The sequence below is a fragment of the Streptomyces sp. NPDC048637 genome, assembly GCF_040650675.1.
In the GTDB taxonomy this organism is placed as follows: domain Bacteria; phylum Actinomycetota; class Actinomycetes; order Streptomycetales; family Streptomycetaceae; genus Streptomyces.
On the sequence record NZ_JBEZHQ010000025.1, the window covers coordinates 66,568 to 90,429 of the forward strand.

The window sequence follows — 23,862 nt, forward strand, 5'->3', positions numbered from 1 at the left end:
GGGTGGAACCTCCGGCCGCTGGGAGTGATGCTGTGGGGATCCCGTGCGACGGTTGCCGGGAAGAGTCCCACCACCGGTGGCTTGTTGTCAGGCTCCGTTCAACTAATTGGCCGGAAACCGTCCGTTGCGCGAAATCCGTGTCCGGAAGCCGGACGACCCGCGATCGGCCGCACGAGCCGTCCCCGCCCTGGCACACCACCGGAAACCGCCTGGACAGCAGCTCACAGCCGTCCGGATCACGGCCCCCGGCACGGCGGGCGGGCAGGCGGCCGGTCCGTCCGGCCCCGGCCGCACCGATCCATAAGCCGCCTGCACGGGACAGCCCTCAGCTGTGCCAGGAGTGCCACAGGGCCGCATAGGCCCCCTCCGCCGCCACCAGCTCGTCATGGGTGCCGAGTTCGGTCAGCCGGCCCGCCTCCATGACGGCCACCCGGTCCGCGTCGTGTGCGGTGTGCAGCCGGTGCGCGATGGCGATGACCGTACGGCCCTTCAGGACGGCGGCCAGGGCACGCTCGGTGTGCCGGGCCGTGCGCGGATCGAGCAGCGCGGTCGCCTCGTCCAGGATGACCGTGTGCGGATCCGCCAGCACCACCCGGGCCAGGGCCAGTTGCTGGGACTGTGAGCCGTCGGGGCGATGGCCGCCGGTGCCCAGCTCGGTGTCCAGACCGGCCGGCAGCTCCGCGGCCCACTCGGCCCCCACGGCGGACAGCGCGGCACACAGCGCGGCGTCCCCGGCGTCGGGCGCGGCGATCTGCAGATTGTCCCGGAGCGTGCCCAGGAACACATGGTGCTCCTGGGTGACGAGGACGACCTGCCGGCGCAGCACCGCCGGATTCAGCGCGGCGATCGGCACCCGCCCGACCGTCACCGAGCCGCGGCGTGGCGCATCGATCCCGGCCAGCAGCCGCCCCAGGGTGGACTTTCCGGCGCCGGACGGGCCGACCAGGGCGAGGCGTTCGCCGGGGCGGACGGTCAGGTCGACACCGCACAGGACGTCGCGGGGCGCGGCAGGGCCCCGGCTGCCGTCCCCGGCCCCGTACGCGTAGTGGACAGCGGTGACATCGATGCGGTCGTCGACGGGTGCGGCGGGGGCGGGGGAGGCCTCCGGGGAGGGATGCGGGAGGAGGGGCGCGGGGGCCGTCCGCGGGGTCTGCGGGGTCTGGCCCAGCCCCTCGACCCGGGCGAACGCGGCGCCGCTGCTCTGCAGTTGCTCCGCCCAGAACAGGATCGTCGCCAGCGGATCGGACAACTGCCGCAGATACAGCGCCGCGGTGATCACCACACCCAGGCTGATCCCGCCCCGCCCGTGCAGCGCCCCGCCGGCCAGCAGCACGCCGACCACCGGGAGGACGTACGCGACATCCACGGCGGGCAGCAGCACACTGCGCAGGAACAGCGTCCGGGTACGGGTGCGGCGGCACCGCTCGACCGCCTGCTCGCTCGCCGCCGTCCGGCGCTCCTGGAGCCCCAGCGCCTCGATGGTCCGGGCGCCCGCGGCGGTGGCCGCCAGCAGCTCGGCGAGCGCCGAGGTCGCCGCCCCCTCCGCCAGATACGCGCCGTGCGCCCGGCGCAGATACCACCGGACCACGGACACCCCGCTGAGCGCCCCCAGCCCGCACAGACCGAGCAGCGGATCGAGCACCACCACCGCACCCAGCAGGAACAGTGCCTGCGCCGCGGCGACGCACACCTCCGGCACGGCGTCCCGCAGCGTCCGGGCGACCGAGGTGACGTCCGACGTACCGCGGGCCGTCAGATCACCGGTACCGGCCCGCTCCACGACCGCGGCCGGCAGCGCGAGCGCCCGGTCCACGTACTGCTCGCGGACCCGTGCCACGGTCCGCTCACCGAAGCGGTGGCCGACGTACCGGGCGTAGCGCGCCAGCAGCAGCTGCGCCAGTCCGCACACCAGGATGACCAGCGCCAGCCGGTCCACCGTGCGCACCCCGCCGCCGGCCCGCACCGTGTCCACGATGCGGCCGAGCAGCCAGGGTCCGGCCAGACCGGCGCCGGCCGCCAGGGCGTTCAGCGCGAGCATCAGGGCGAAGGCGCGGCCGTCCAGCCGGATCAGCCGGAGCGCCGCCCGCCGGGTGGTGGCCGGATCGGCCACCGGCAGCGCCGCACCGCCCGGCAGGGCATCCTCGGACCGTCCGGGCCGGGTGGCGGTCGCCGTCATCGGGTGTCCTCCTTCGCCATGGGCACCTCGGCCGCACCGGCGGGCCGGGGGGCCGTGCCGTCGTCCGCGCGGTCCTCGTCCTCGCCGCGGGACACCAGACGGCGGTATCCGGGCTGCTCGTCCAGGAGTTGACGATGGCTGCCGACCGCGACGGCCCGGCCGCCGACGAGGAAGTACACCCGGTCGGCCCGGTCGAGCAGCAGGGGTGAGGTGCTGGTGACGACGGTCGTCCGGCCGGCCCGTGCGCGGTGCAGCCGGGCCGCGATACCTGCCTCGGTGTGCGCGTCGACCGCCGAGGTCGGCTCCACCGCGAGCAGTACTTCGGGGTCGGCCAGCAGCGCCCGCACCAGGCGCAGCCGCTGCCGCTGCCCGCCGGAGAGATTGCGGCCCTGCGCCTCGACCGCCGCGTCGAGTCCGTCCGGCAGACCGCGGACGATGTCCTCGGCCAGGGCCGTCCGGACGGCGCGGTCGACCGCCTCGTCGGTCCGGTCCCGGCGCCCGCCCACCACCTCGCGCAGCGTCCCGGCGAACAGCTCGGCCTCGTTGTCCGCGACCACGATCCGGTCGCGGACCTGCGGCAGCGCGATCTCATCGAGACGTACCGCGCCCCAGGTCGCGGCCGAATCCGCGAACCGGCCGAGGCGGTCGGCCACCGCCGCCGACTCGGCCGGCCGGGCGGCGGCCAGTGCGGTCAGCAGGCCGGGCACCACCTCGACACCCGACGCCGGATCCCGCAGCACGGACGCGGCCTCGGGGGCGTCCCCCGCCACGCCCCCGGGGGCATCGGCGGAATCCGGCGCCAGCCGCAGAAACCGGACGACCCGGCGGGCGGCGACCAGTCCGCGGGTGAGGCCGTAGCCGCCCTCGATGAAGAACGACACCGGCACCACCAGCGCCGCCGCGTATCCGTAGACCGCCACCAACTCGCCCACGGTGATCGCCCCTTGGGCCGCCATCCGGGCCGCCAGCCAGGTCACCGCGGCCAGGAACAGCGTCGGCAGACCGACCCCGAGGGCCTGCACCCAGCTCGTCACCGAACCGACCCGGTAGCCCTCGCTCCGCAGCGCCTGCGAATCGCGCCGGTAACGGTCGGCGAACACCTCCTTGCCGCCGAGGCCGCCCAGCACCCGCAGCCCGCCGACCAGGTCGGTCAGCCGCGCCGCCAGCCCGCTCTGCCGCTCGCGGTACCGCGACTCGGCCCCCTGCAGCCGCCCCAGCAACGGCCCGACCAGCAACGCGAGCAGCGGGACACCCAGCAGCACCACCCCGGCGAGCAGCGGCGAGACGCCCAGCAGCAGGACGGCGACGACCCCGTACGCCAGCACCCCGCCGACCCCGGGCCCGGTCATCGTCAGCGTCTGGCTGATCACCCCGACATCGCCGATCCCGATCGTGACGACCTCCCCGGCCGTCACCTTGCGGGGCAGCGCCGCCCCCAGCCGCAGGGTGTGCGCCACGATGACCCGCACGGTACGGAAGGTGGCGTCCATGCGGATCCTGGTCATGGTGCGATGCCGCATGACCGCCAGCCAGGCGTTCGCCACCCCGACCGCGAGCAGCACCGCCACCCAGCCGATCAGCACCGGCAGCCGCCCCGGCACCAGCCCCTCGTCGATGGCCCGCGACAGCACATAGGGCGGCAGCATCAGCCCCACCATCCACAGGCTCCCGTACGAGGCGCCCGCCGCCACCCGCCCCCGCTGACTGACCACCAGCCACCACACATAGCGTCCGGCGCTGCGGTGGTCGGGGATACCCGGCCCCTTCGCGGTGTCGCTCATGCCGCCCCCTCGCGTCGTCGTCGCCCTGCGCCACGCTGTCCGCCACGCCTGATGCAGCTGCGCGAACCGGCCCCGGCCGGCGATGAGTTCGTCCGGCGGGCCGTCCTCGACGATCCGGCCGTCGGCCATGACCAGGACCCGGTCGGCGATGTCGGCGGTCGAGAGGCGGTGGGCGATCACCAGGGCCGTACGGCCCTCCAGGACAGTGTCCATGGCGCGTTGCACCGCCCGTTCGCCGGGTATGTCCAGGGAGCTGGTGGCCGCGTCGAGGATGAGGACGGCGGGGTCGGCGTCCAACGCCCGTGCGAAGCCCACCAGTTGGCGCCGGCCTGCGGAGATGCGTCCGCCGGGCTTACGGACATCGGTGCCGTAGCCGTCCGGCAGGTCGGTGCTGTAGCCGTCCGGCAGGGCGCTGATGAAGTCATGGGCGCCGATGGCCTTCGCGGCGCGTTCGATCTCCGCTCGCTGTCGATGGCCCGTGCGACGGCCGACCCGGCGACTACAGGTGGCCGCCGCCGTCGATGACGATGACGGTGCCGGTGCTGAGCCGCAGGGAGGTGACGGCGCCGATCAACGAGCAGGCCACGTCGTCCGGGTCCGCGGCGACCTGGAGCGGCGCTGACGCGGCCTGGGCCCGGACGGAGGCCGGATCGCGGCCGGGGACGAAGCCGGTGTCCACCGCTGCCGGCGAGAGGTTGAAGACGCGCACCTGTGGGCCGAGTACGCGCGCCAGGGAGGTGGTCATGACGTCCAGGCCCGCCTTGGCAGCGCAGTAGGCAATGCTGCTTCCCAGCCCCGTGAAGCCAGATATCGAGGAGATGTTGGCGATGACCGCGTCACCGGAGGCGCGCAGGAGCGGGGTGAACGCGCGAATCACCGAGAAGGTGCCCCGTACGTTCACTGTCAGAATCCGGTCGAATTCCGCGTCCGTCATTCCTTCGAGGTCGACGTGGTCAACCTGTTTGGTGGTGCCGGCAGAGTTGACCAGTACATCCACCGCACCGTGGCGGTCGGAGATGCCGGCGGCGGCTCTGCGGATGGCGGTGGAGTCGTCGAGCGGAATGTGTACTGCACTGTGCCCTTCACCGGGAAGGGCGGCAACGAGATCGTTTGCCCGGCTGGCGCCGGAGTGGTAGCCGACGACCACGCCGGCCCCGGCCTCGGCGAGGCGCCGTACGCAGGCGGCCCCGATACCGCTGCTGCCGCCGGTGACCACAGCCACCTTGCCGGTCAGATCGAAGAAATCAAGGCCACCCGTGCGCACTTCGGCCATGAGCACATCCTCGCTTCAACAGGTGCACCGTCATGGAAATGTTGCACGCTATCAACAAGGCCATCGGCAGGCAATGGGTAAAGATGCAACGGTGAAACTGGCCGGATCGGGCTACGGAATCTGTTTCTCCATTTCATCCCGCCGGCCGGACGGCAGGCGTCTCATCATGATGGATCGCACTGATCAGACTTCAGTACACGTCCTGGCGTCGGAGGTGTCCGCAGAAGGATCAGGCCATAGCGCCGGACGAGCGTTTGCCTCTTGCTGACGAAGCACAGAACCGAGGAGAAACCCCAGAGCGGTCGCATGCTCACACCCAGGCGGATACGGGCGAGCGCACGGGGGGAGCACCGCAGGGGCCAAGGCAATGGCAAGGTCAGTAATCGCCCCAACTTCATGGGAGTGATAGTGAGCTTCTCGCCCGCGCAGTCGTACCAGTGGACCGGCCGGGTCCTTCAGGCGTTGCGCCGAAGTCTTCTCGATCTTGAATTCCTGGAGATTCTTCCCGCGCTACTGTCCTCCCAGGACGAGCCGGGCGCCCGGCACTCGATTGCGGTCTTGGGGGACCGGGCACGCCCGCAGGTGAAGGACGAGTGCGGCCGGGTTTCGGTGGAAGGGAAGTGGGCCTACCACCTGCCCGTGAGCCATTCGGTGGAAAAGCAGATGGCTCTTGAGCATGCGGACCGGGTCTACTGCGTCACTCCTTGCCTGCGTCTCCTCATGGACAGCGAGGACACCTCGGGCAGGCACCTGTACACCTTCTTTCAGGTGGTGGTCGAGTGGCGGGCTGCGGACGCGAATGAGGTGTTCACCGTCACCGAGAACATCCTCGGCGGGCTTGCTCGCTATCTGGCGCCGATCCTCCCGGAGGAGGGGCGCGGGGCTGCCGAGCGCCTGGCCGGTTTGCAAAGCGGGCCGTATCCGCGGATTTCCTTCGCCGAGGCGCTCACTCTTGCCGGGCGAGAACCACAGGAGCCGCAGAACACCGATCTGACCCATGATGAGGAGCGGATTCTCACCGAGAAATTCACTTCGCCCTTCTGGATACATCGCTATCCGCTCGGTGTGCGCGACTCCCTCTACCAGCAGGGTGAAGACGGGCTCCAGGAGACCTACGATCTGATGTTGCCCGCCGGGCACGGTGAACTTGCCACGGGAGGGCTCCGGCCGAAGGACGAGACCGAGATCTCCGAGCAGTCCCGGTTGCTCGGCGGTGAGCCGAACCCCGCGTACGCGGCATGGAAGAAACGATCCGGGATACAGACAGCCGGGTTCGGGCTCGGCCTGGAACGGCTGGTACGGCACTGCGCCGGGGCCGACAGTGTCCTGGAACTCCTCATGGCCCACGATTCCGGCCCGAACCGACGCATCGGGGCAGGCGAGTAGACGTGGGATCTGTGTACCCCTTCGAAGAGTGACCGGAGAACCGAGTGACGGTGACCTTCCATTGGTTCCTGCCCACGTACGGCGACAGCCGGCACGTGGTGGGCGGCGGCCACGACGTTACCGCCGGCAGCAAAAAGGAGCAGCGGCCCGCCACGGTCCGCTACCTCACACAGATCACCGCCGCAGCCGAACAGCTGGGCTTCGACGGTGCGCTCACCCCGACCGGTGCCTGGTGTGAGGACGCCTGGGTGACCACCGCGATGCTGGCGCGCGAAACGGAACGCCTCAAGTTCATGGTCGCCTTGCGGCCGGGCTTCGTCTCCCCGACTCTCACCGCCCAGATGGCCGCTACCTTCCAGCGGCACTCGGAGGGCCGGCTCCTCCTCCACGTCGTCACCGGTGGTGAGAGCCATGAGCAGCGCGCCTACGGTGATTTCCTGGACAAGAACGCCCGGTACGCCAGAACGGGCGAGTTCCTGGAGATCGTCCGACGGTTATGGGGCGGCGAGTCGGTTGACTTCAGCGGAGCGCACCTGCGAGTCGAGGGCGCCCGGCTCGGCCGGCTACCCGACCCGGTGCCATCCGTCTACTTCGGCGGATCGTCGCCGGCGGGAATCGAGGTCGCCGCACGCCACAGCGACGTCTACCTGACCTTCGGGGAACCACCCGCGCAGGTAGCGGAGAAGCTGGCCCGCGTACGCGCACTCGCCGCACGCGCCGGGCGGCGCATACGTTTCGGTATGCGGCTTCATGTGATCACCCGGGACACTGCCGAGCAGGCGTGGGCCGAGGCCCGGCGGCTGCTCGAAGGTTTCCCCCCGGAGGCGATCCGATCGGTCCAGGCGGGTCTGCAGGACAGCGAATCGGAAGGCCAGCACCGGATGCTCGCGCTGCACGGTGGACGCGCCGACGCCCTGGAGATCACGCCCAACCTGTGGGCCGGCATCGGCCTGGTCCGTGGCGGAGCGGGCACGGCTCTGGTGGGAGAGCACCGGGAGGTGGCCGCCAGGATCATGGAGTACCACCGGCTCGGCATCGAGGAGTTCGTGCTCTCAGGAGTCCCGCACCTTGAGGAGGCGTACTGGTTCGGTGAAGGAGTCCTCCCGCTACTCGCCCAGGCGGGTCTCTGGACCCACCCGTCCCGCAGCTGACCCTCTGCGGCGGCGACCAGGGCGCTGAACTTCCCGGAGTCCTCGGGCACGAGGACCGCCGGCTCCTCACGGAGCGCGGAGCGCGGAGCACGGGGACGAAGACGAAGCGGGCGGTGCGGTACTTCGTCGTGCATTTCCCGCTGCGGGTACGGCAGACGCTCCCGGCCGTGGACTTCATCCTTCGGGCATGCGTTTCGTAAGGCGCGGCACTGGCAACGCTCACCCGGCTTTCGGCCGATGCTCCGCGCTGCGCCGCCGCGCCGTATGCCTCAGTCCGGAACCGCCCGGAACAACAGCACCGACCGCCCGGCGAGCGTGATCGGCACGCCCGCCGCGTACGGCGCCTCCGCCGCCCCCGGCTGGTCCTCCCGCGCGGTGTCGACGAGGAGTTCGTAGCCGCCGGCCCAGGGCGGTCCGGGGAGGGTGAACGGGCACGGGTGGGCGGCGGCATGGAGCACGGCGAGGAAGCTGTCGTCGACGATCCGGACCCCCCGGGCGTCACGCTGGGCGATGTCGTTCCCGGAGAGGTACATGCCCAGCGTGGCTCCCGGGGTGTACCAGTCCTGTTCGGTCATCTCCGTCCCGTCCGCGGTGAACCAGGCGAGGTCGCGCAGGCCGCCCCGCTGATGCGGCCGGCCGGAGAAGAACGCCCGGCGGCGCAGGACGGGGTGGGCGCGGCGCAGGGCGATGAGACGCGTGACGAGACCGGCCAGCGGGCGCCACTCCGGATCGTCCAGCAGCGACCAGTCGAGCCAACTGGTCGCGTTGTCCTGGCAGTAGGCGTTGTTGTTGCCGTGCTGGGTGCGGCCCATCTCGTCGCCGGCGACCAGCATCGGCACACCCGTCGACAGCAGCAGGGTGGTCAGGAGGTTGCGCAGCTGGCGGTGGCGCAGTGCGGTGACCGCCCGGTCGCCGGTCTCGCCCTCGGCGCCGCAGTTCCACGACCGGTTGTCGTGGGTGCCGTCGCGGTTGCCCTCGCCGTTGTCCGCATTGCGCTTGTGCTCGTAGGTGACCAGGTCGCGCAGGGTGAAGCCGTCGTGTGCGGTGATGAAGTTGACCGAGGCGTACGGGCGGCGGCCGCCCCAGGCGTAGAGGTCGCTCGATCCGGAGAGCCGGTAGCCCAGATCGCGTACATCGTGCTGGGCACCGCGCCAGAAGTCCCGGACGGTATCGCGGTAGCGGTCGTTCCACTCCGTCCACAACGGAGGGAAGGCACCGACCTGATAGCCGCCGCTGCCCACGTCCCAGGGCTCGGCGATCAGCTTGACCCGGCGCAGCACCGGGTCCTGGGCGATCACGGCGAGGAACGGGGAGAGCATGTCGACGTCGTGCAGGGAGCGGGCCAGTGCGGCCGCCAGATCGAAGCGGAAGCCGTCCACACCCATTTCGGTGACCCAGTAGCGCAGCGAATCGGTGATCAGCCGCAGCACATGGGGCTGGACGACATGCAGGGTGTTGCCGCAGCCGGTGTAGTCGGCATAGCGGCGGGCGTCGCCGGCCAGACGGTAGTAGCCGCGGTTGTCGATGCCCCGGAGGGAGAGCGTCGGGCCCAGTTCACCGGCCTCCGCGGTGTGGTTGTAGACGACGTCGAGGATCACCTCGATACCGGCGTCGTGCAGCGCCCGCACCATCCGCTTGAACTCGCCGACCTGCTGCCCCCGGGTGCCGGTGGCGGCGTATCCGGCGTGTGGCGCGAAGTAGCCGATGGAGTTGTAGCCCCAGTAGTTGCGCAGCCCCCGGCGCACCAGGTGGTCCTCGTGCGCGAACTGGTGGACGGGCAGCAGCTCGACGGCGGTGACCCCCAGCCGGACGAGGTGCTCCAGCGCCGCGGGGTGCGCGAGCCCCGCGTACGTGCCGCGCAGCCGCTCCGGAATACCGGGGTGACGCATCGTGAAGCCGCGCACATGCAGTTCGTAGAGGACGGAATCCGGCCACGGCGTCTTGGGCCTGCGGTCGTCCTCCCATTCGTCGGCGCCGCCCTCGTCCCCGGTGTCGTCGCCGACCACGATGCCTTTGGGGACGTACGGCGCCGAGTCCCGGTCGTCGCGCACGGTGTCGGCGACCGGCTGCTGCGGCCAGTCGCGGACATGCCCGTAGAGCTGGGCGGGCAGCGCGGCCCCGGAGCCGGACACTTCCGTCCGGGTGCCGAAGTCGCCATCCACGGCTCTGGCGTACGGGTCGAGCAGCAGCTTCGCCGGATTCCAGCGGGCGCCGGACCAGGGGTCCCAGCGGCCGTGCACCCGGTAGCCGTAGCGCTGCCCGGGGCGGACACCGGGCAGGAAGCCGTGCCAGATCTCATGGGTGAGCTCGGTCAGCGCATGGCGCGTCTCGCGCTCCGCGTCGTCGAAGAGACACAGCTCGACGGCCTCGGCGCCGCCCGCCCACAGGGCGAAGTTGGTACCGGCGATGCCATCGGGGCCGGTGCGGTACCGGGCCCCCAGCGGCGTGGGACTGCCGGGACGGATCTCCGCGGGTGGGGCGAGTGGTTCGTCCGCCACTGCCTCCTGCTCGGGTGCGCTCGACACGTGCCCGCCTCCTGCGGCTCATGGCTCGGTCGGGCGGTGGGTCCCCGGCACGGGGAACCTCCCGGCGTGCGCTGGGGAGTCCCGGCCGTGCAGGTGTCCGCCCTCCCCGTTGTTCTTCCCGCAACCGGGCGTTGCCGCACGCTTCCCGTGGGAGGCTCCGCACTCCGCTCCGTTCTGTCCGTGACATTCCGTTACGCGGCATACCTCCCAACCCGGGCGTCATCCGTCACAATCCGGTATATGACCGCCCATCAGCAGGACCGAGCAGAGGACCGAGCGAAGCGCCGCGGCAGAGCCCGTGTGCGGGGCCGGCTGCCGGACCGGGCGGGCGGCCGGGCGGCCCGGCGCGTGGTGGTGCGGGCGGCCCGTGGCGTGGCGGCCCGCCGCACCCGCGTCGCCCTCGTCGTCCTGGCCGGGCTCACCGGCGCCGCGGCACTGGCCGGCTGCGGGGATCCGGAGGCCTTCGTCGGCGGCAAACCACGCTCCCCGGAGGAAACGATCAGAATCGTCCCGCACAACGGCGCGCACGGCGTACGGGCCGACGGGCGGTTCGAGGTCCGGGTGCCGGCGGGGCGGCTGGAGCGGGTCGAGGTCAGCCGGACCGGTGAGGCCGGCCAGCAGTCCGTCGCCGGGCGGATCTCGCCGGACGGAATGACCTGGCGGCCCGCGCCCGGACGCCTCCAACTCGGTGCGAAGTACACCGTCGACGCGGTGGCGCTGGACGGCGCGGGCCATCGCTTCGCGCGCCACACCACCTTCACCACCTCCGCGCCCGCCCGCCGCTTCGTCGGCCACTTCTCGCCCCAGCGCGACGCCACCGTCGGCACCGGCCTGATCTTCTCGATGGTCTTCAACCGGCCGATCGCCGACCGCGCGGCCGTCGAACGCGCCGTCCAGGTCAGCGCCCGCCCCGGCGTCGAGATCGCCGCCCACTGGTTCGGTCACCGGCGGCTGGACTTCCGGCCCCGTGAGCGCTGGCGGCCGGGCACCCAGATCACCGTGCAGCTGCGGCTGCGCGGGGTGAAGGGCGCACCGGGCGCCTACGGGACCCAGCGCAGAACCGTCCGCTACCGGGTGGGCCGGGACCAGGTCAGCACCATCGACGCCGCCCGGCACACCATGACCGTGCGGCGCGGCGGCCGGGTCGTGGCGGTGCTGCCGGTCACCGCGGGCGACGCCGAGAACCCCACCTATAACGGGCGGATGGTGATCCTGGAGCGCCATTCGATGACGCGGATGGACGGTGACACCGTCGGCTTCGGCGGCGAGTACGACATCCCGGACGTGCCGCACGCCATGCGCCTCACCAGGTCGGGGACCTTCCTCCACGGCAACTACTGGGCGCCGCCCGAGGTCTTCGGCGGTGTGAACACCAGCCATGGCTGCGTCGGGCTCAAGGACATCAGGGGCGGCGGCCCGAACACCCCGGCCGGCTGGTTCTTCGGCCAGTCGATCCTCGGCGACACCGTGGTGGTGCACAACTCCCCGGAGCGCACGGTCGCGCCGGACAACGGCCTCGGTGGCTGGAACCTGCCGTGGACGCTGTGGCGGGCCGGGTCCGCGCTGGACTGATCCGGGGCAGGCGCGCCGGAACGAGCGCTCCGCACCACCCTCGCACTTGGGACTAAACAGTGACATTCACGGGGAGTTCACTGTCACCGCGGTGTGGTTATCTAACGGCAAGCGCGCGGCTGTCCGCAGTCGCGCGCGGGGGACCGCGGGCCGTGCGAGGGGAAAAGGGGCCAGTCGTGAACGTCCAGCCGAATTCGGGGGTGCCGGCTCGCCGGCGTCGGTGGTCACACAGGGGCGGAGGCCCGCTCGCCGTGCTGCTCGCCGCCACGCTGCTGCTGGTGACGGGGTGTGGTGGCGATGACGGTGACGACAAGAAGGCCGGTAAGGCGGGCGGGGGCAAGGACGCCTCGCAGGCCGCCGTCACGATAGCGCCCAAGGACGGCGCGGACGACGTCGCCACCAGCGGTGCGCTGAAGGTGACCGCCCAGAAGGGCAGGCTCAAGTCCGTCAAGGTCAAGGACGGCAAGGGCAATGAGGTCGACGGGAAGATATCCGGCCACGGCGCCGTGTGGAAGCCGAGCGGCCATCTGGGCGCCTCGACGAAGTACACCGTCGACGCGATAGCGGTGGACGGTCAGGGCCGGGAGGCCGCCGAGCACTCCGGCTTCACCACACTCGTCCCCAAGAACACCTTCATCGGCCAGTACAGCCCCGAGAACGGCCAGCGGGTCGGCGTCGGCATGCCGGTCTCGATCCGCTTCACCCGCGGTATCACGGACCCCGAGGCCGTCGAGAACGCCATCAAGGTCAGCGCCGAGCCGTCGGTCCCCATCGAGGGCCACTGGTTCGGCAACGACCGGCTCGACTTCCGCCCCGAGAAGTACTGGGCGTCCGGCACCAAGGTCACCCTCAAACTCGACCTCAACGGAGTCGAGGGCCGGCCCGGTGTCTACGGCACCCAGGCCAAGGAGGCCTCGTTCACCATCGGCCGCAGCCAGGTCAGCACGGTCGACGCCAAGTCGAAGCAGATGACCGTGGTCCGCGACGGAAAGACGATCAGGACCATTCCGATCACCTCGGGCGCGCCGGGCACCGAGACGTACAACGGCAAGATGGTGATCAGCGAGAAGCACCTGGTGACGCGGATGAACGGGGACACCGTCGGCTTCGGCGGGGAGTACGACATCAAGGACGTGCCGCATGCGATGCGGCTGAGCACGTCCGGCACCTTCCTCCACGGCAACTACTGGTCGGGCCGCGCGGCCTTCGGCAGCCGGAACGCCAGCCACGGCTGTGTGGGCCTGTTCGACCAGCGCGGCGGCGGCGACAGCTCCACCCCGGCGGCGTGGTTCTTCCGCAACTCCGTCATCGGCGACGTGGTCGTCGTCAAGAACTCGCACGACGAAACGATCCAGCCGGACAACGGCTTCAGCGACTGGAACCTCTCCTGGGAGAAGTGGAAGGCCGCTCAGTAGGACGGCCGGAAGGCGACCGGGCCCGCTGCACTGTGACCGAGTGCACCGGGCCCGACGGCGTTAACGCGTACTAACCTTCCGGCATGACTGTGAATCTTGAGGTCGCCGACGGCGTCGGCACCATCCGCCTGGACCGTCCGCCGATGAACGCACTGGACATCGCCACCCAGGACCGGCTGCGCGAGCTGGCCGAGGAGGCCACCCGTCGCGACGACGTCCGCGCCGTCGTCATCTGGGGCGGTGAGAAGGTGTTCGCGGCCGGCGCGGACATCAAGGAAATGCAGGTCATGGACCACGCGGCCATGGTCGTGCGGTCCAAGGGCCTGCAGGACGCGTTCACCGCCGTGGCCCGGATCCCCAAGCCGGTGGTCGCCGCGATCACCGGCTATGCGCTGGGTGGCGGCTGTGAGTTGGCGCTCTGTGCCGACTTCCGGATCGCGGCCGACAACGCCAAGCTCGGCCAGCCGGAGATCCTGCTGGGGCTCATCCCCGGGGCCGGCGGCACCCAGCGCCTGGCGCGGCTGGTGGGCCCGTCCAGGGCCAAGGACCTGATCTTCACCGGCCGTCAGGTGAAGGCCGACGAGGCGCTGACCCTCGGTCTGGTCGACCGGGTGGTGCCGGCCGCCGAGGTCTACGAGCAGGCGCACGCCTGGGCGGCGCGGCTGGCGGCCGGCCCCGCGCTGGCGCTGCGGGCCGCGAAGGAGTCCGTCGACGCGGGCCTGGAGACGGACATCGACACCGGTCTCACCATTGAACGCAACTGGTTCGCGGGGCTGTTCGCGACCGAGGACCGGGAGACCGGCATGCGCAGCTTCGTCGAGGAAGGTCCCGGCAAGGCCAAGTTCCGCTGAAACAACTGGTATTGACGGGGCCTCTGGGGTTTGGCCGGGACGCGATGCCCCTTGTGGGGGAATGATGTACCACTTAATTGCGCCTTAAGGCAGCCTTGTTGAGGCCTTCCGCCGGCCCCGCGTATGTCGCGTGTCGTTGCAGGTCAGCCGGTGCGAGCCGGAACCTTAACTGCCGTTGGCATATGTCTCCGCGGCGGGATGGAACCGGCGATTCCGGACAGCGGATTCCGTCGGTTCCACCCCCGTGACCGTCAAGTAGCAGCCATGATGGGGGGCATGGCGGGCCTCGAAGGAATGGAGCAGCCGCGGCCGCGGAGCGATCCGGCCGCCGCGCGATGGGGCATCCCCGGCGCCGACCGGGACCGGGCGCCGGCTCCCCGCAGACCGGTGTCCGCGGCCCCCGAAACGGCCGGCGAGTCGGCCCTCGGCGAGGTCCGGCTCCCCTCGCGTCCCCAGTCCGCCGGTATCGCCCGCCGGCTGACCGCCGCCGTCCTCCTCAAGCAGTGGTCCCTGACGCCCCAGCTCGCCGAGCACGCCGTCCTGCTCGTCTCCGAGCTCGTCGGCAACGCCGTACGGCACACCGGCGCCCGCACCTTCGGGCTGCGGATGCTCCGCCGCCGTGGCTGGATCCGTATCGAGGTGCGCGACCCGTCCCGCGGTCTGCCGTGTCTCATGCCGGTGCAGGAGATGGACCTCAGCGGCCGCGGGCTCTTCCTCGTCGACACGCTCTCCGAACGCTGGGGCGTGGATCTGCTGCCGCGCGGCAAGACCACCTGGTTCGAGATGCGGATCGCCGACCGCTGAGCGCCGTGCCCCGGCCCCGGGCGGGCCGGAGGCCCACGACAGGCGCCGGGGCCCCGCGGTGCTCCGCTCGCGCGGCGACGATCCGTAGGATGGGTTGTTCATGCTCGCGCCAGGTACGGAGAGGGAGGGACATGCACCATGTGCGCCGGTCGGCCGCGCTGACGCTGCTGCTCCTCCTCGCCGTCACCTTCGGGCCGATGCTGTGCCGGATCGGCGGCGACCAGGCCTGGCTGGCGGGCCGGGCGGCGACGGCCACGGCGGCCTGGCGGGCGGCCGACGCGCCTCCCGCGGCCGACGCTTCTCCCGCGGCTGCTGCGGACGCCACGGGCCCGGCGGACGGGACCGCCACCGCGCGCCCAGCGGACGGGACCGCCACCGCGCGCCCGGCCGCCGCCCACAGCGGCCCGCGGCTCGACACTGCCGCGCCCCTCGCCGTCGCCCAGGCGCCCAAGAGGTGCTCGGGCCGGCATGCGCCGGGGCCCGACGAGTCCGCCCCGCTGCCCGCACCGCACCGCGGTGAGCCGCTCGCCCCCGCCACCACCGGCGCGGGGCCGCTCGCCGCGGATCTGCCCGCGCAGTGCGCGCTGGCCCGCCCACCGACGGACAGCGCGTCCGCCGTCGACCACACCGCGCTCCTCCCCGTACTGCGGATATAGGCCGCTGCCCCGACGCACAAGGCCCGAATTCCCCCTCCGTACGTCTGGAGCTTCCGCATGCCCGTTTCCGCCTCTCCCACCCGCAAACTGGCCGCCGTCGGCGCGGTCGTCGCCCTCGTCGTCGCCCTGATCGCCATCGCCATCGCCGTCGGCTCGTCCGCCGAGGGCGACCGCGACACCGGCCGCACCGACGCACCCGAGGCCGCCGCCTCCACCGAAGCCCAGGAGGACCCCGCCCAGCAGAAGATGTTCGACGACCTCGCCAAGCGGACCAGCCGGCGCGCGGACGGCGACCCGCTGGCCATCGGCAAGAAGGACGCCCCGGTGGTCCTCGTCGAATACGCCGACTACCAGTGCTCGTTCTGCGGCCGCTTCACCCGGGAGACCCAGCCCGGCCTGATCAAGAAGTTCGTCGACAAGGGCACCCTGCGCATCGAATTCCGCAACTTCACCGTCTTCGGCGCGCACTCCGAGCGGGCCGCCCGCGCCTCCTGGGCCGCCGGGCAGCAGGGCAAGTTCTGGCAGCTGCACGACGAGCTGTACGCCAAGACCCGTAAGGGCGCGGCGCTCGCCGAGGACAAGCTCGTCGACATGGCCCGGGAGAGCGGCGTGGACGACCTCGACAAGTTCCGTACCGACCTGAACAGCAAGGACGCCGAGCGGGCGCTGAAGAAGGATCAGGACGAGGGCTACCAGCTCGGGGTGCAGTCCACACCGTCCTTCCTGGTCAACGGCCGTCCGGTGGCCGGCGCCCAGCCCCAGGAGGTCTTCGCCCAGGCCATCGAGGAGGCGGCGGCACGGGCGAAGCACGGCACGGCGGCCAAGGGAGCCGGCAAATGACCGACATCGGCTACCTCGCGGCGTTCCTGGGCGGCGCGCTCGCCCTGCTCAGCCCGTGCAGCGCCCTGCTGCTGCCGGCGTTCTTCGCGTACTCCCTGTCCACGCCCGGCCGACTGGTGGCCCGTACCGGCGTGTTCTATCTGGGACTGGCCACCACACTGGTGCCGCTCGGCGCGGCCAGTACAGCGGCCAGCCGGCTGTTCAACGGTCACCGCGATGCGCTGATCACCGTCGGCGGCTGGGTCGTCATCGCGATGGGGCTCGCCCAGATCCTCGGCCTGGGCTTCGCCTCCCGGCGCGCCCAGGCCGCCGCCGCGCGGATCACCCCGCGGTCGGCCGTCTCCACCTTTCTGCTCGGCTGTGTCTACGGCCTGGCCGGTTTCTGCGCGGGCCCGATCCTCGGCGCGGTGCTGACGGTGACGGCGGTCAGCGGCTCCCCGGTGTACGGCGCCTCGATGCTCGCCGTCTACGCGCTGGGCATGGCGCTGCCGCTGTTCGTGCTGGCACTGCTGTGGGACCGCTGCAAGCTGGGCACCCGGGGCTGGCTGCGGGGCCGTGAATTCACCCTCGGCAAGCTGCGGTTGCACACCACCTCGCTGCTGTCCGGGGTGTTCTTCATCGGTATCGGCGTGCTGTTCCTGCGCTTCAACGGGACCAGCGCGCTGCCCGGAATTCTCGACGCGGACAGCGAATTCCGGGCCGAGGAGTGGGCGACGCGGATCGGCAACGGTGTCCCCGACGCCGTGCTGATTGCGGTGGCCGCGCTGGTCGTCGCCGGGGTGCTGGGCCGGTTCGCGCTACGGCCGGACAAGAAGCAGCGGGACGGTACCGAATAGCCCCGGGCGGGACCGGACAGCCCGGGGCGGGGCCGGATGGCCGCGGGGCGGGAACGGAAGCCGCGGGACGGGAACGGGACGTCGAGGGGCGCACCGGAGCGCTCCTGGGCGGCGGCGGGAGACGGGGCACCACATGGCCCGTCCTCCCGGCCCCGGCCCCCGTCCTCCTGGCCCTGGTCCCTGTCCTCCCGGCCCTGGTCCCCGGCCTCCCGGCCCCGGCCCCCGTCCTCCCGGCCCCGTTCCCCGGCCGCCTTACAGCCACACGTTGTCGTTGACCGAGCCCAGGCCCGTGCCGGACAGCCGCCGGTGGAGGGCCAGCGCCTGGTCCTCGGTCAGCGAGGCGACATGGTCCGCGGCGGCCCGCAGCCGGTCGCCGTGCAGCGTCAGTTCCTCGGCGCGGTCCGGCGGCAGCAGCTCGGGTGCGTCATGGCTCCAGCGCAGCAGCTCGCTCACCACCCGCCGCTTGCCGTGTTGCTGAGTGGCCAGCGCCGGGCGGTCGATGACGTAGCACCACACCAGCTCCTTGAGCAGATCGCAGGCGGCCCGCCGGTCCGGCGGGATCACCAGCTGCGCCCCGTAGCGGATCGCCGCCGCGCCGCCCACCTCCAGCTCGATGCCACGGGTGAAGTACGAGATCAGATCGGCGGTGCGGCGGTTGACCGCCACCGCGTCCTCGTGGCTGCCGCTGTACGGGGCGGGTACCGCCAGCCGCTTGCCGATGTCCTCCATCATCACCAGCGCGGCCGCCCGGTCGAAGGCCTCGCCCGCCCGCGCCCGCTTGGCCTCGACATAGTCCAGGAAGCGGCGGATCTCCCGCTCGGTCTCGCCGCCCGCGGCGCCGTCCGGCGGGAACAGCGCGGCCAGCGGGATCAGGCCCGTGCGGTAGAAGTCCTCGACGTCATGACAGGCGTAGGTGACATCGTCCGCCCAGTCCATGACCTGCTCCTCGACCGGTACGGCGGAGTCCGTACGGCCGGCCCGCACCCAGGAGAACGCCTCCCGGTCGGCGACGTACACGCCCCATTTCACATGCCGCGCCGGGTCCTGGTCGACGGGCGCCCGCTCCCACGGATACTTCGTGGCGGCGTCCAGACAGGCGCGGGACAGATGCAGCCCGCGGTGGCCCGGGTACTTGTGGGCGGCGAGGAAGGTCAGGACCCGCAGGGTCTGCGCATTGCCCTCGAAGCTGTCCAGCACGCCGTCCGCGAAGTGCAGTTCGTCCATCGTGGCGCGCAGCGCCAGCTCACCCGCGTGCCCGAACGGCGGATGGCCGATGTCATGGGCCATGCACGCCGCCTCGACGAGCGCCGGATTCGGCCCGCCGTACTGCCGCTCCAGGCGCTCCGCCATCCTCCGGCCGAGCTGAGCGACCTTCATCGAGTGCGTCAGCCGGGTGTGATACGCGCCCAGCTCGGCGCTCGCCACCACCTGGCTCTTGCCGGCCAGCGCCCGCCACTGCGTCGAGTACAGGATCCGGTCGACGTCATGCTCGAACCCGGACCGCTGCCCGTCGTCGGGCACCCGTCGCCGGAGGGAGTGCTGCTCTAGATCCTCATCGCTGTATCTGGCAGGTCGCATGCGCGGATGGTAGTCCTGCTTGGCCCATCGGGGCCGTCCCGGGCACCCGGGGCCCCGACCGATGGGGGGAGTGATCGGTCGGGGCCAGTCTTCTCAGACCGTCGGCGGCTTGACGGTGTGTTTGTCCTTCAGCCCAGGCAGAGAAGTTTGGCCGGGGGGAAGAACACTCCGACGGCGCCACATACACTCTTCATTGCAGTTAGGCCAGCCATTATCGGGTCGCTGAGTCCTCCAAAGAAGTAGTGGCTGTAGTCAGGGCATCCGACCCGGGGAGGGGTGTCCTGCGTTTCCTTGACCATGCTCTTGTAGCTGGTTTCGCTCCAGGAAGTGGGATAGCAGGACGTGCCTTGCATCTCATAGAGGATGTCTGCGTGCGGGCCGGAGAAAGTGTATATGCCGCCCATGAGGCTGCAGTTATTGTATTCCGGGTCGCCGATGAGGAATCCGCCGCCGTGTTCCCCGCAGTTTGCTCCATCCTCGACGTGCATCTGGATGTTGCCCGTAATGTATCCCGCAGGGACTTCAAGGTTTATGCAGTCTCCAGCGTACAAGCGGTCAGTGTCCCAATCCTTGGTCGTGACCGCGCCGTCGGCCCCTTTCACGGTGTACTTGACGTTTGCGTAACTGACGTACGCACCGTGATTGCAGACTCTGACGACGTTCTTGCTCAGCGCCTGCTGCTCGCTGTCCCGGAGATTGGCGGCTCCGGCATCAGTCAAGAGTGGCAGACCAGAGTAATCATATTCCGGCTGATTCGTGTCGTTGTACTTCGGCAGTGTAAACGACTGGTCCTTTCGATTATCGCGACAAGATTCCACCGTCACCTTGCGGAAGGTTTCGTTGCCGGATTCGGCACTCGTCAAGCAGCTGTCGTAAAGAACCAATCCGCCTTCACTGTTCCTGGCCGCCTGCTGGATCCGGTAGCCTTCGAAGCTCTTCGCTGGGGCAAGGACCCAAGGGACCGGATCGCCACTAGTCCCACCCGACTGATTCAGATACAGCCCCGTTGCTACGTTGCGGATCAGGAAGGCTCCATCGTCACGATCGCCGGGAATGAGATCCCACCGATGATAGCCGAGACGGGGCCAATTGTTTGTCGGGCCCCGGAACGACGGAAACGTGATTCCCACGTCGGAATCACCAGGGTATGTATCCTGCAATGAGTAATTACCCACTGCCTCCCGGACGTTTGAATAGATGTATACGCCGGTCTTTGGATTCCCCCAGGGGGACGGATCCACGGCAACAGCCGGGCCTGGCGCAAAAATGACCATGCCCAGGACCAGTCCTATGGCTCCAATGAGCGCGGTGATAACCCTTTTCGCTTTCATTGCGAATCTCCCACTGAGAAGTGCTGATGAGAGGGCTCGCTCGCGCAGTGACACACTTGCAGGAGTCACCGCTATGAGTGAACGGATGAACTCGTCACGACAATCGGCAAGGCCGTATCGCAGTGACGGGCCGTCGCACTGCCCCGCTCGGATCGAGGGGGCCGCTCGGCGAACCCGCCAGGGCGTGGGCCTCAGCTATTTGCAGCCGTAACTCCCAGGCCGGGGGAAGCCTCCTGCTTCTCGTCTGGAGAACCTGGAAATCGGGTATCGGGTGCCCGTAGTGACCGGTCGAACGCCGACCAATGGGCGGGCGTAATTGGTCGGCAAGGCCCGTGCCCAGCTTTCCCGGGAGACTCAGAACCTCATGCTTGCAGAGGTGCTGCCGTCGCCTTCCGTGTCCGCGTGGGCAGTTGTTGCGGTGCGCGGGGATGTCACGATCCCAGTGCCGCTACGGGTGCGGCTGGTCACGTGCAGTCCGGAATCTTCGTGTGGTGACGTGATCAACACCGCATCTCCCTTCCCCGCCCCGCCCCGCAAGCCGTCCTTGCTGGTTGATTCGAGGACGCAGGGTAGATTTCCGGACCCTGTGGGAGGTGCGATGGGGAGGTGCGATGTGGACCGACTCAGCGTTCGTGACGCAGAGCTGATCCTTTACCCGCCTCATGGTTCCCTGAGGTTCGAGTTGGCCGCACTGTATGGCCATGCAGCGGGTGATACATCCGTCAAGTGACGTAGAAGTGCTTCGCGACCCGGCCGGTGGGATCTCGTTGTTGAGCCAGGTCGTCAGGCAGGTGTGGCGCAGGTCGTATCCGAGCTTGCTGACGGACGAGCTGCACTCGTGCGCGTCAAGGACTGCCTTGGTGTCACCCACGGCCAGACAGGTTCGTTTGGATCGAGATCACCCCGCCGTCGCCCTGGTGGGCGAGGCGTAACCGCCCCGGTTTCGTCCGACGCCGCTTCACCACCCGCTGGTGACCGGCCGTTCGGCGCGGGACGCCGGGCGGGCGGCGGCTCAGACGACCAGGACCCGGCGCCCCCGGGTGTGGCCGGCGCGGCTGTCAGTGTGCGCCGCCGCTGCCTCGGTGAGCGAGTACGACTTCTCGACCGGGATGTGGAGCCTGCCCCGGGAGATGAGGTCGACGGCCTCGGCGAGCGCGTCCGGCACGCTCCCGGCCACGCCGGAGAACCGGACGCCCAGCTGCGGCGCACCGAGGTCGGCGATGGAGACGACCTTGCGCGGGTCCCCGGTCAGCTCGACGAGTTCGCGGATCACGCCCGAGCCGGCCAGGTCGAGGGCCGCGTCGACCCGGCCCAGGTGCCGCACCCGTTCGACCCAGCCCTCGTTGTAGGTCGTGGCGAGGGCGCCCAGGCCGCGCAGGTAGTCCTGGTTCGCAGCCCCGGCCGTGCCGATCACCGTGATGCCGCGCTCGCGGGCGATCTGCAGCACCGCCGACCCGACGCCGCCGGACGCGCCGCTGACCAGCAGCGTCTGCCCGGGCCGCACGCCGACCTCGCGGATGATGCGCAGCGCGGTCTCCACCACCGACGGGTACCCGGCCGCCTCCTCGAAGGCCAGTCCCTCGGGCATCCGGGCCCAGGCCGACAGCACGGCGAATTCGGCGTACGTGTCGGCGCCTTCGCCGAACACGCGGTCGCCGGCCTCGACCCCTTCGACGCCCTCGCCGACCTCATCCACCACCCCGGCGGCGTCCAGGCCGACCCCGGCGGGCAGCTCGACCGGATGGGCTCCCAGGACCTGGCCCTCCCGGATCCTCCAGTCGACGGGGTTGACACCCGCCGCCCGCACGGCGATGCGTATCCGACCGGGGCCGGCGTGGGGCTCCTCGGCTTCCACCAGTTGCAGGACCTCGGGACCGCCGAACTCGGCGAAATTGATTTTCCTCATGCGGCGAAGATAGCCCTAACCGTTAGGACTTCACAACGGTTAGGGATTCATACCTGGTAGTGTCAGCGCGTGACCGAGCCGTCCGGACGCCGCGAACGCAAGAAGGCCGCGACCCGTCAGAAGATCGCTGACACCGCGCTGCGGCTCTTTCTGGAGCGCGGGTACGACGCCGTGGGCATCCGTGACGTGGCGGCCGAGGCCGACGTGGCCGTCACCACGGTCTTCGCTCACTTCGCCTCAAAGGAGGCCCTGGTGTTCGAGCGCGACCAGGACTTCGAGCAGCGCCTCACGCGGGCGGTAACCGACCGGCCTCCGCACGAGCCGCTCATCCCGGCGCTGCACCGCGAGGTCCAGGCCCTGGTGCGGCACTGCACGGCGGAGGGCAGCGCCCCCGTCCGACGCATGATCGAGGGATCACCCGCCCTGCGGGAATACGAGGAGTCGATGAGCCTGTGTCACGCGCAGGCGCTGGCAGCGGCGCTGACCGCCGACCCCCACCTGTCCCGGAGTGCGACGGCCTGCCGGGCGACCGCGCGGTTCGCCATCGACGCCTACGCGCTGGCCTGCCGGGCGGACGATCCGGGAGCCACGGTGGACGAGGTCTTCCGGATGATCAAGGCGGCCTGGGAAGCCACCGCGCCCTGAGCCGGGGGCGCCGGCGCGCTGCGGCCGGGGCACGACACATGCGGGTTGCCCCGGGCGGCCTGTACCGGACCTGTTCGCCCGATCATGCGACCACCGCCGGCCTGGGCCGTCGGCTCGGGCATCAGGCGGACTGCACCCAGTTCGAACTCGTGCTGGAGAAGATCCGCGTCCCACGTCCCGCGTCGGCCGACCCCGAAAGACGCCCGGCAGCCTGGCCGCCGACAAGGCCCACAGCAACGGACCGTGCCACCACCACCCGCGCAGGCACGGCATCCGGCACACGATCCCGGAGAAGACCGACAGTCAGGCCGCCCTGCCTGCGGGAGGGCACCCCCGCGGCGGGCGGCCCGCGGCAGCCCTAGTCATCTGGCTCCACACATGATCGGCCGGACAACACACCTAGGCGCTCATCCGTCGCCGCCAGCGCGGATGCGGGCGGGCATGCGGGCGGATGTGCGGAGGGTGGGCGTCCGCCCGGCGCCGGCGGTCGTTGCAGAGCAGGCACTTCCCGTAGCCCGGCGGAAGAGGATCTTCCGGGTCGCCGTACAACGGGTCGACCGCACCGTGCGGATGCAGGGCGCAGCCGGTCGGGCCGGTCTCCGCGCCCAGCGAGCCGGCGGCGGTCAGCGCTTGCCGGAGGACGTCGACAAGCTGGTCTGCATCGCGCCGGGTGGGCGCGGACTGCAGGGCGGAGGCAAGGTCGGAGGCGGTGGTCAGCGCGGTCTGGAGTTCGCGCAGGTTTGCGTAACCCATGCCTCGGAGCGTAGGCGGCCCCACTGACAGTTGATCTTCCGATCGCACTTCGCGGCTTCCCATGGCCGGATGCATGCCCGCTCACACCCACGATTTAGCACCGGGATGGTGACGGTCCCCTAGCCGGGGCATGACAGGACGGGGTGGCGGCGGAAGGTGCGGGGGCGGCGGGAGTGGCGCCTGTGAGGTGTGGAGGCCGCTGAGGCTCTGGTGGCGGGCTGCTGCTCCCCCCACCCCCGAACCCACCCCCGCCCCCTCCCCCGAAGGGGGAGAGGGGGAGGGGGCGGGGGAGCGCTGCTCCTCACGGAGCGCTGCTCCTCACGGAGCGCTGCTCCTCACGGAGCGCTGCTCCTCACGGAGCGCTGCTCCTCACGGAGCGCTGC

18 protein-coding genes are annotated in these 23,862 nt (G+C 70.8%); 10 read left to right on the forward strand and 8 right to left on the reverse strand.

All coding sequences use genetic code 11. The annotated features are described in order from the left end of the window. Positions 1 to 325 precede the first annotated feature (325 nt). The 3 genes from AB0C46_RS27110 to AB0C46_RS27120 form a co-directional block, all read right to left on the reverse strand. Complete coding sequence (locus AB0C46_RS27110; protein ID WP_362830916.1) at positions 326 to 2,176, reverse strand: ABC transporter ATP-binding protein; 1,851 nt, start codon at positions 2,174 to 2,176, stop codon at positions 326 to 328. Then, positions 2,173 to 3,957: an ABC transporter ATP-binding protein gene (locus AB0C46_RS27115; RefSeq protein WP_362830996.1), complete on the reverse strand. Its 1,785-nt coding sequence runs from the start codon at positions 3,955 to 3,957 to the stop codon at positions 2,173 to 2,175. The genes AB0C46_RS27110 and AB0C46_RS27115 overlap by 4 nt, the downstream gene beginning before the upstream one ends. A gap of 499 nt (positions 3,958 to 4,456) precedes the next feature. Beyond that, positions 4,457 to 5,230 (reverse strand): SDR family NAD(P)-dependent oxidoreductase, encoded by a 774-nt coding sequence (locus AB0C46_RS27120; RefSeq protein WP_362830917.1) that lies wholly within the window; start codon positions 5,228 to 5,230, stop codon positions 4,457 to 4,459. A 408-nt stretch (positions 5,231 to 5,638) separates the two neighbouring features. Here AB0C46_RS27120 and AB0C46_RS27125 point away from each other — a divergent pair, with 408 nt between their 5' ends. Continuing rightward, a complete protein-coding gene (locus AB0C46_RS27125) occupies positions 5,639 to 6,616 on the forward strand; it encodes an amino acid--tRNA ligase-related protein (protein WP_362830918.1) in 978 nt (325 codons plus the stop codon). Positions 6,617 to 6,660: 44 nt separating this feature from the next. Then, positions 6,661 to 7,767: an LLM class flavin-dependent oxidoreductase gene (locus AB0C46_RS27130; RefSeq protein ID WP_362830919.1), complete on the forward strand. Its 1,107-nt coding sequence runs from the start codon at positions 6,661 to 6,663 to the stop codon at positions 7,765 to 7,767. 269 nt (positions 7,768 to 8,036) lie between these two features. Here the strand turns inward: AB0C46_RS27130 and glgX are convergent, their stop codons facing one another. Further along, positions 8,037 to 10,292 carry a glycogen debranching protein GlgX gene (glgX, locus tag AB0C46_RS27135; RefSeq protein ID WP_362830920.1) on the reverse strand — a complete coding sequence of 752 codons (2,256 nt, stop codon included), beginning with the start codon at positions 10,290 to 10,292 and terminating at the stop codon, positions 8,037 to 8,039. Between the two features lie 300 nt (positions 10,293 to 10,592). Between glgX and AB0C46_RS27140 the strand changes: the two genes are divergently transcribed. The 7 genes from AB0C46_RS27140 (at position 10,593) to AB0C46_RS27170 (ending at position 17,266) form a co-directional block, all read left to right on the forward strand. Then, complete coding sequence (locus AB0C46_RS27140) at positions 10,593 to 11,864, forward strand: Ig-like domain-containing protein (protein ID WP_362830998.1); 1,272 nt, start codon at positions 10,593 to 10,595, stop codon at positions 11,862 to 11,864. A 251-nt stretch (positions 11,865 to 12,115) separates the two neighbouring features. Beyond that, positions 12,116 to 13,279, forward strand: coding sequence for an Ig-like domain-containing protein (locus tag AB0C46_RS27145; RefSeq protein ID WP_362830922.1), 1,164 nt, complete (start codon positions 12,116 to 12,118; stop codon positions 13,277 to 13,279). Between the two features lie 83 nt (positions 13,280 to 13,362). Beyond that, complete coding sequence (locus AB0C46_RS27150) at positions 13,363 to 14,130, forward strand: enoyl-CoA hydratase-related protein (protein ID WP_362830923.1); 768 nt, start codon at positions 13,363 to 13,365, stop codon at positions 14,128 to 14,130. Positions 14,131 to 14,406: 276 nt separating this feature from the next. Continuing rightward, complete coding sequence (locus tag AB0C46_RS27155) at positions 14,407 to 14,934, forward strand: ATP-binding protein (protein ID WP_362830924.1); 528 nt, start codon at positions 14,407 to 14,409, stop codon at positions 14,932 to 14,934. Between the two features lie 131 nt (positions 14,935 to 15,065). After that, entirely contained in the window at positions 15,066 to 15,590 is a 525-nt protein-coding gene (locus AB0C46_RS27160; protein WP_362830926.1) for a hypothetical protein, read from the forward strand. Between the two features lie 57 nt (positions 15,591 to 15,647). Then, positions 15,648 to 16,430 carry a DsbA family protein gene (locus AB0C46_RS27165; RefSeq protein WP_362830927.1) on the forward strand — a complete coding sequence of 261 codons (783 nt, stop codon included), beginning with the start codon at positions 15,648 to 15,650 and terminating at the stop codon, positions 16,428 to 16,430. Continuing rightward, a complete protein-coding gene (locus AB0C46_RS27170) occupies positions 16,427 to 17,266 on the forward strand; it encodes a cytochrome c biogenesis CcdA family protein (protein ID WP_362830928.1) in 840 nt (279 codons plus the stop codon). The genes AB0C46_RS27165 and AB0C46_RS27170 overlap by 4 nt, the downstream gene beginning before the upstream one ends. Positions 17,267 to 17,518: 252 nt before the next feature. On the opposite strand, the gene dgt is transcribed toward AB0C46_RS27170, so the two are convergent. The 3 genes from dgt to AB0C46_RS27185 form a co-directional block, all read right to left on the reverse strand. Beyond that, entirely contained in the window at positions 17,519 to 18,844 is a 1,326-nt protein-coding gene (gene dgt / locus AB0C46_RS27175) for a dGTP triphosphohydrolase (RefSeq protein ID WP_362830929.1), read from the reverse strand. Between the two features lie 128 nt (positions 18,845 to 18,972). After that, on the reverse strand, positions 18,973 to 20,175 hold the full coding sequence (locus AB0C46_RS27180; RefSeq protein ID WP_362830931.1) for a hypothetical protein: 1,203 nt from the start codon (positions 20,173 to 20,175) through the stop codon (positions 18,973 to 18,975). Between the two features lie 1,012 nt (positions 20,176 to 21,187). Next, entirely contained in the window at positions 21,188 to 22,081 is an 894-nt protein-coding gene (locus tag AB0C46_RS27185; protein ID WP_362830932.1) for an NADP-dependent oxidoreductase, read from the reverse strand. Between the two features lie 69 nt (positions 22,082 to 22,150). On the opposite strand from AB0C46_RS27185, the gene AB0C46_RS27190 reads away from it, so the two are divergent. Then, positions 22,151 to 22,726 (forward strand): helix-turn-helix domain-containing protein, encoded by a 576-nt coding sequence (locus AB0C46_RS27190; RefSeq protein WP_362830934.1) that lies wholly within the window; start codon positions 22,151 to 22,153, stop codon positions 22,724 to 22,726. Between the two features lie 399 nt (positions 22,727 to 23,125). Here AB0C46_RS27190 and AB0C46_RS27195 read toward each other — a convergent pair whose 3' ends face one another. Continuing rightward, positions 23,126 to 23,479: a hypothetical protein gene (locus AB0C46_RS27195; RefSeq protein ID WP_362830935.1), complete on the reverse strand. Its 354-nt coding sequence runs from the start codon at positions 23,477 to 23,479 to the stop codon at positions 23,126 to 23,128. Between the last annotated feature and the right edge of the window lie 383 nt (positions 23,480 to 23,862).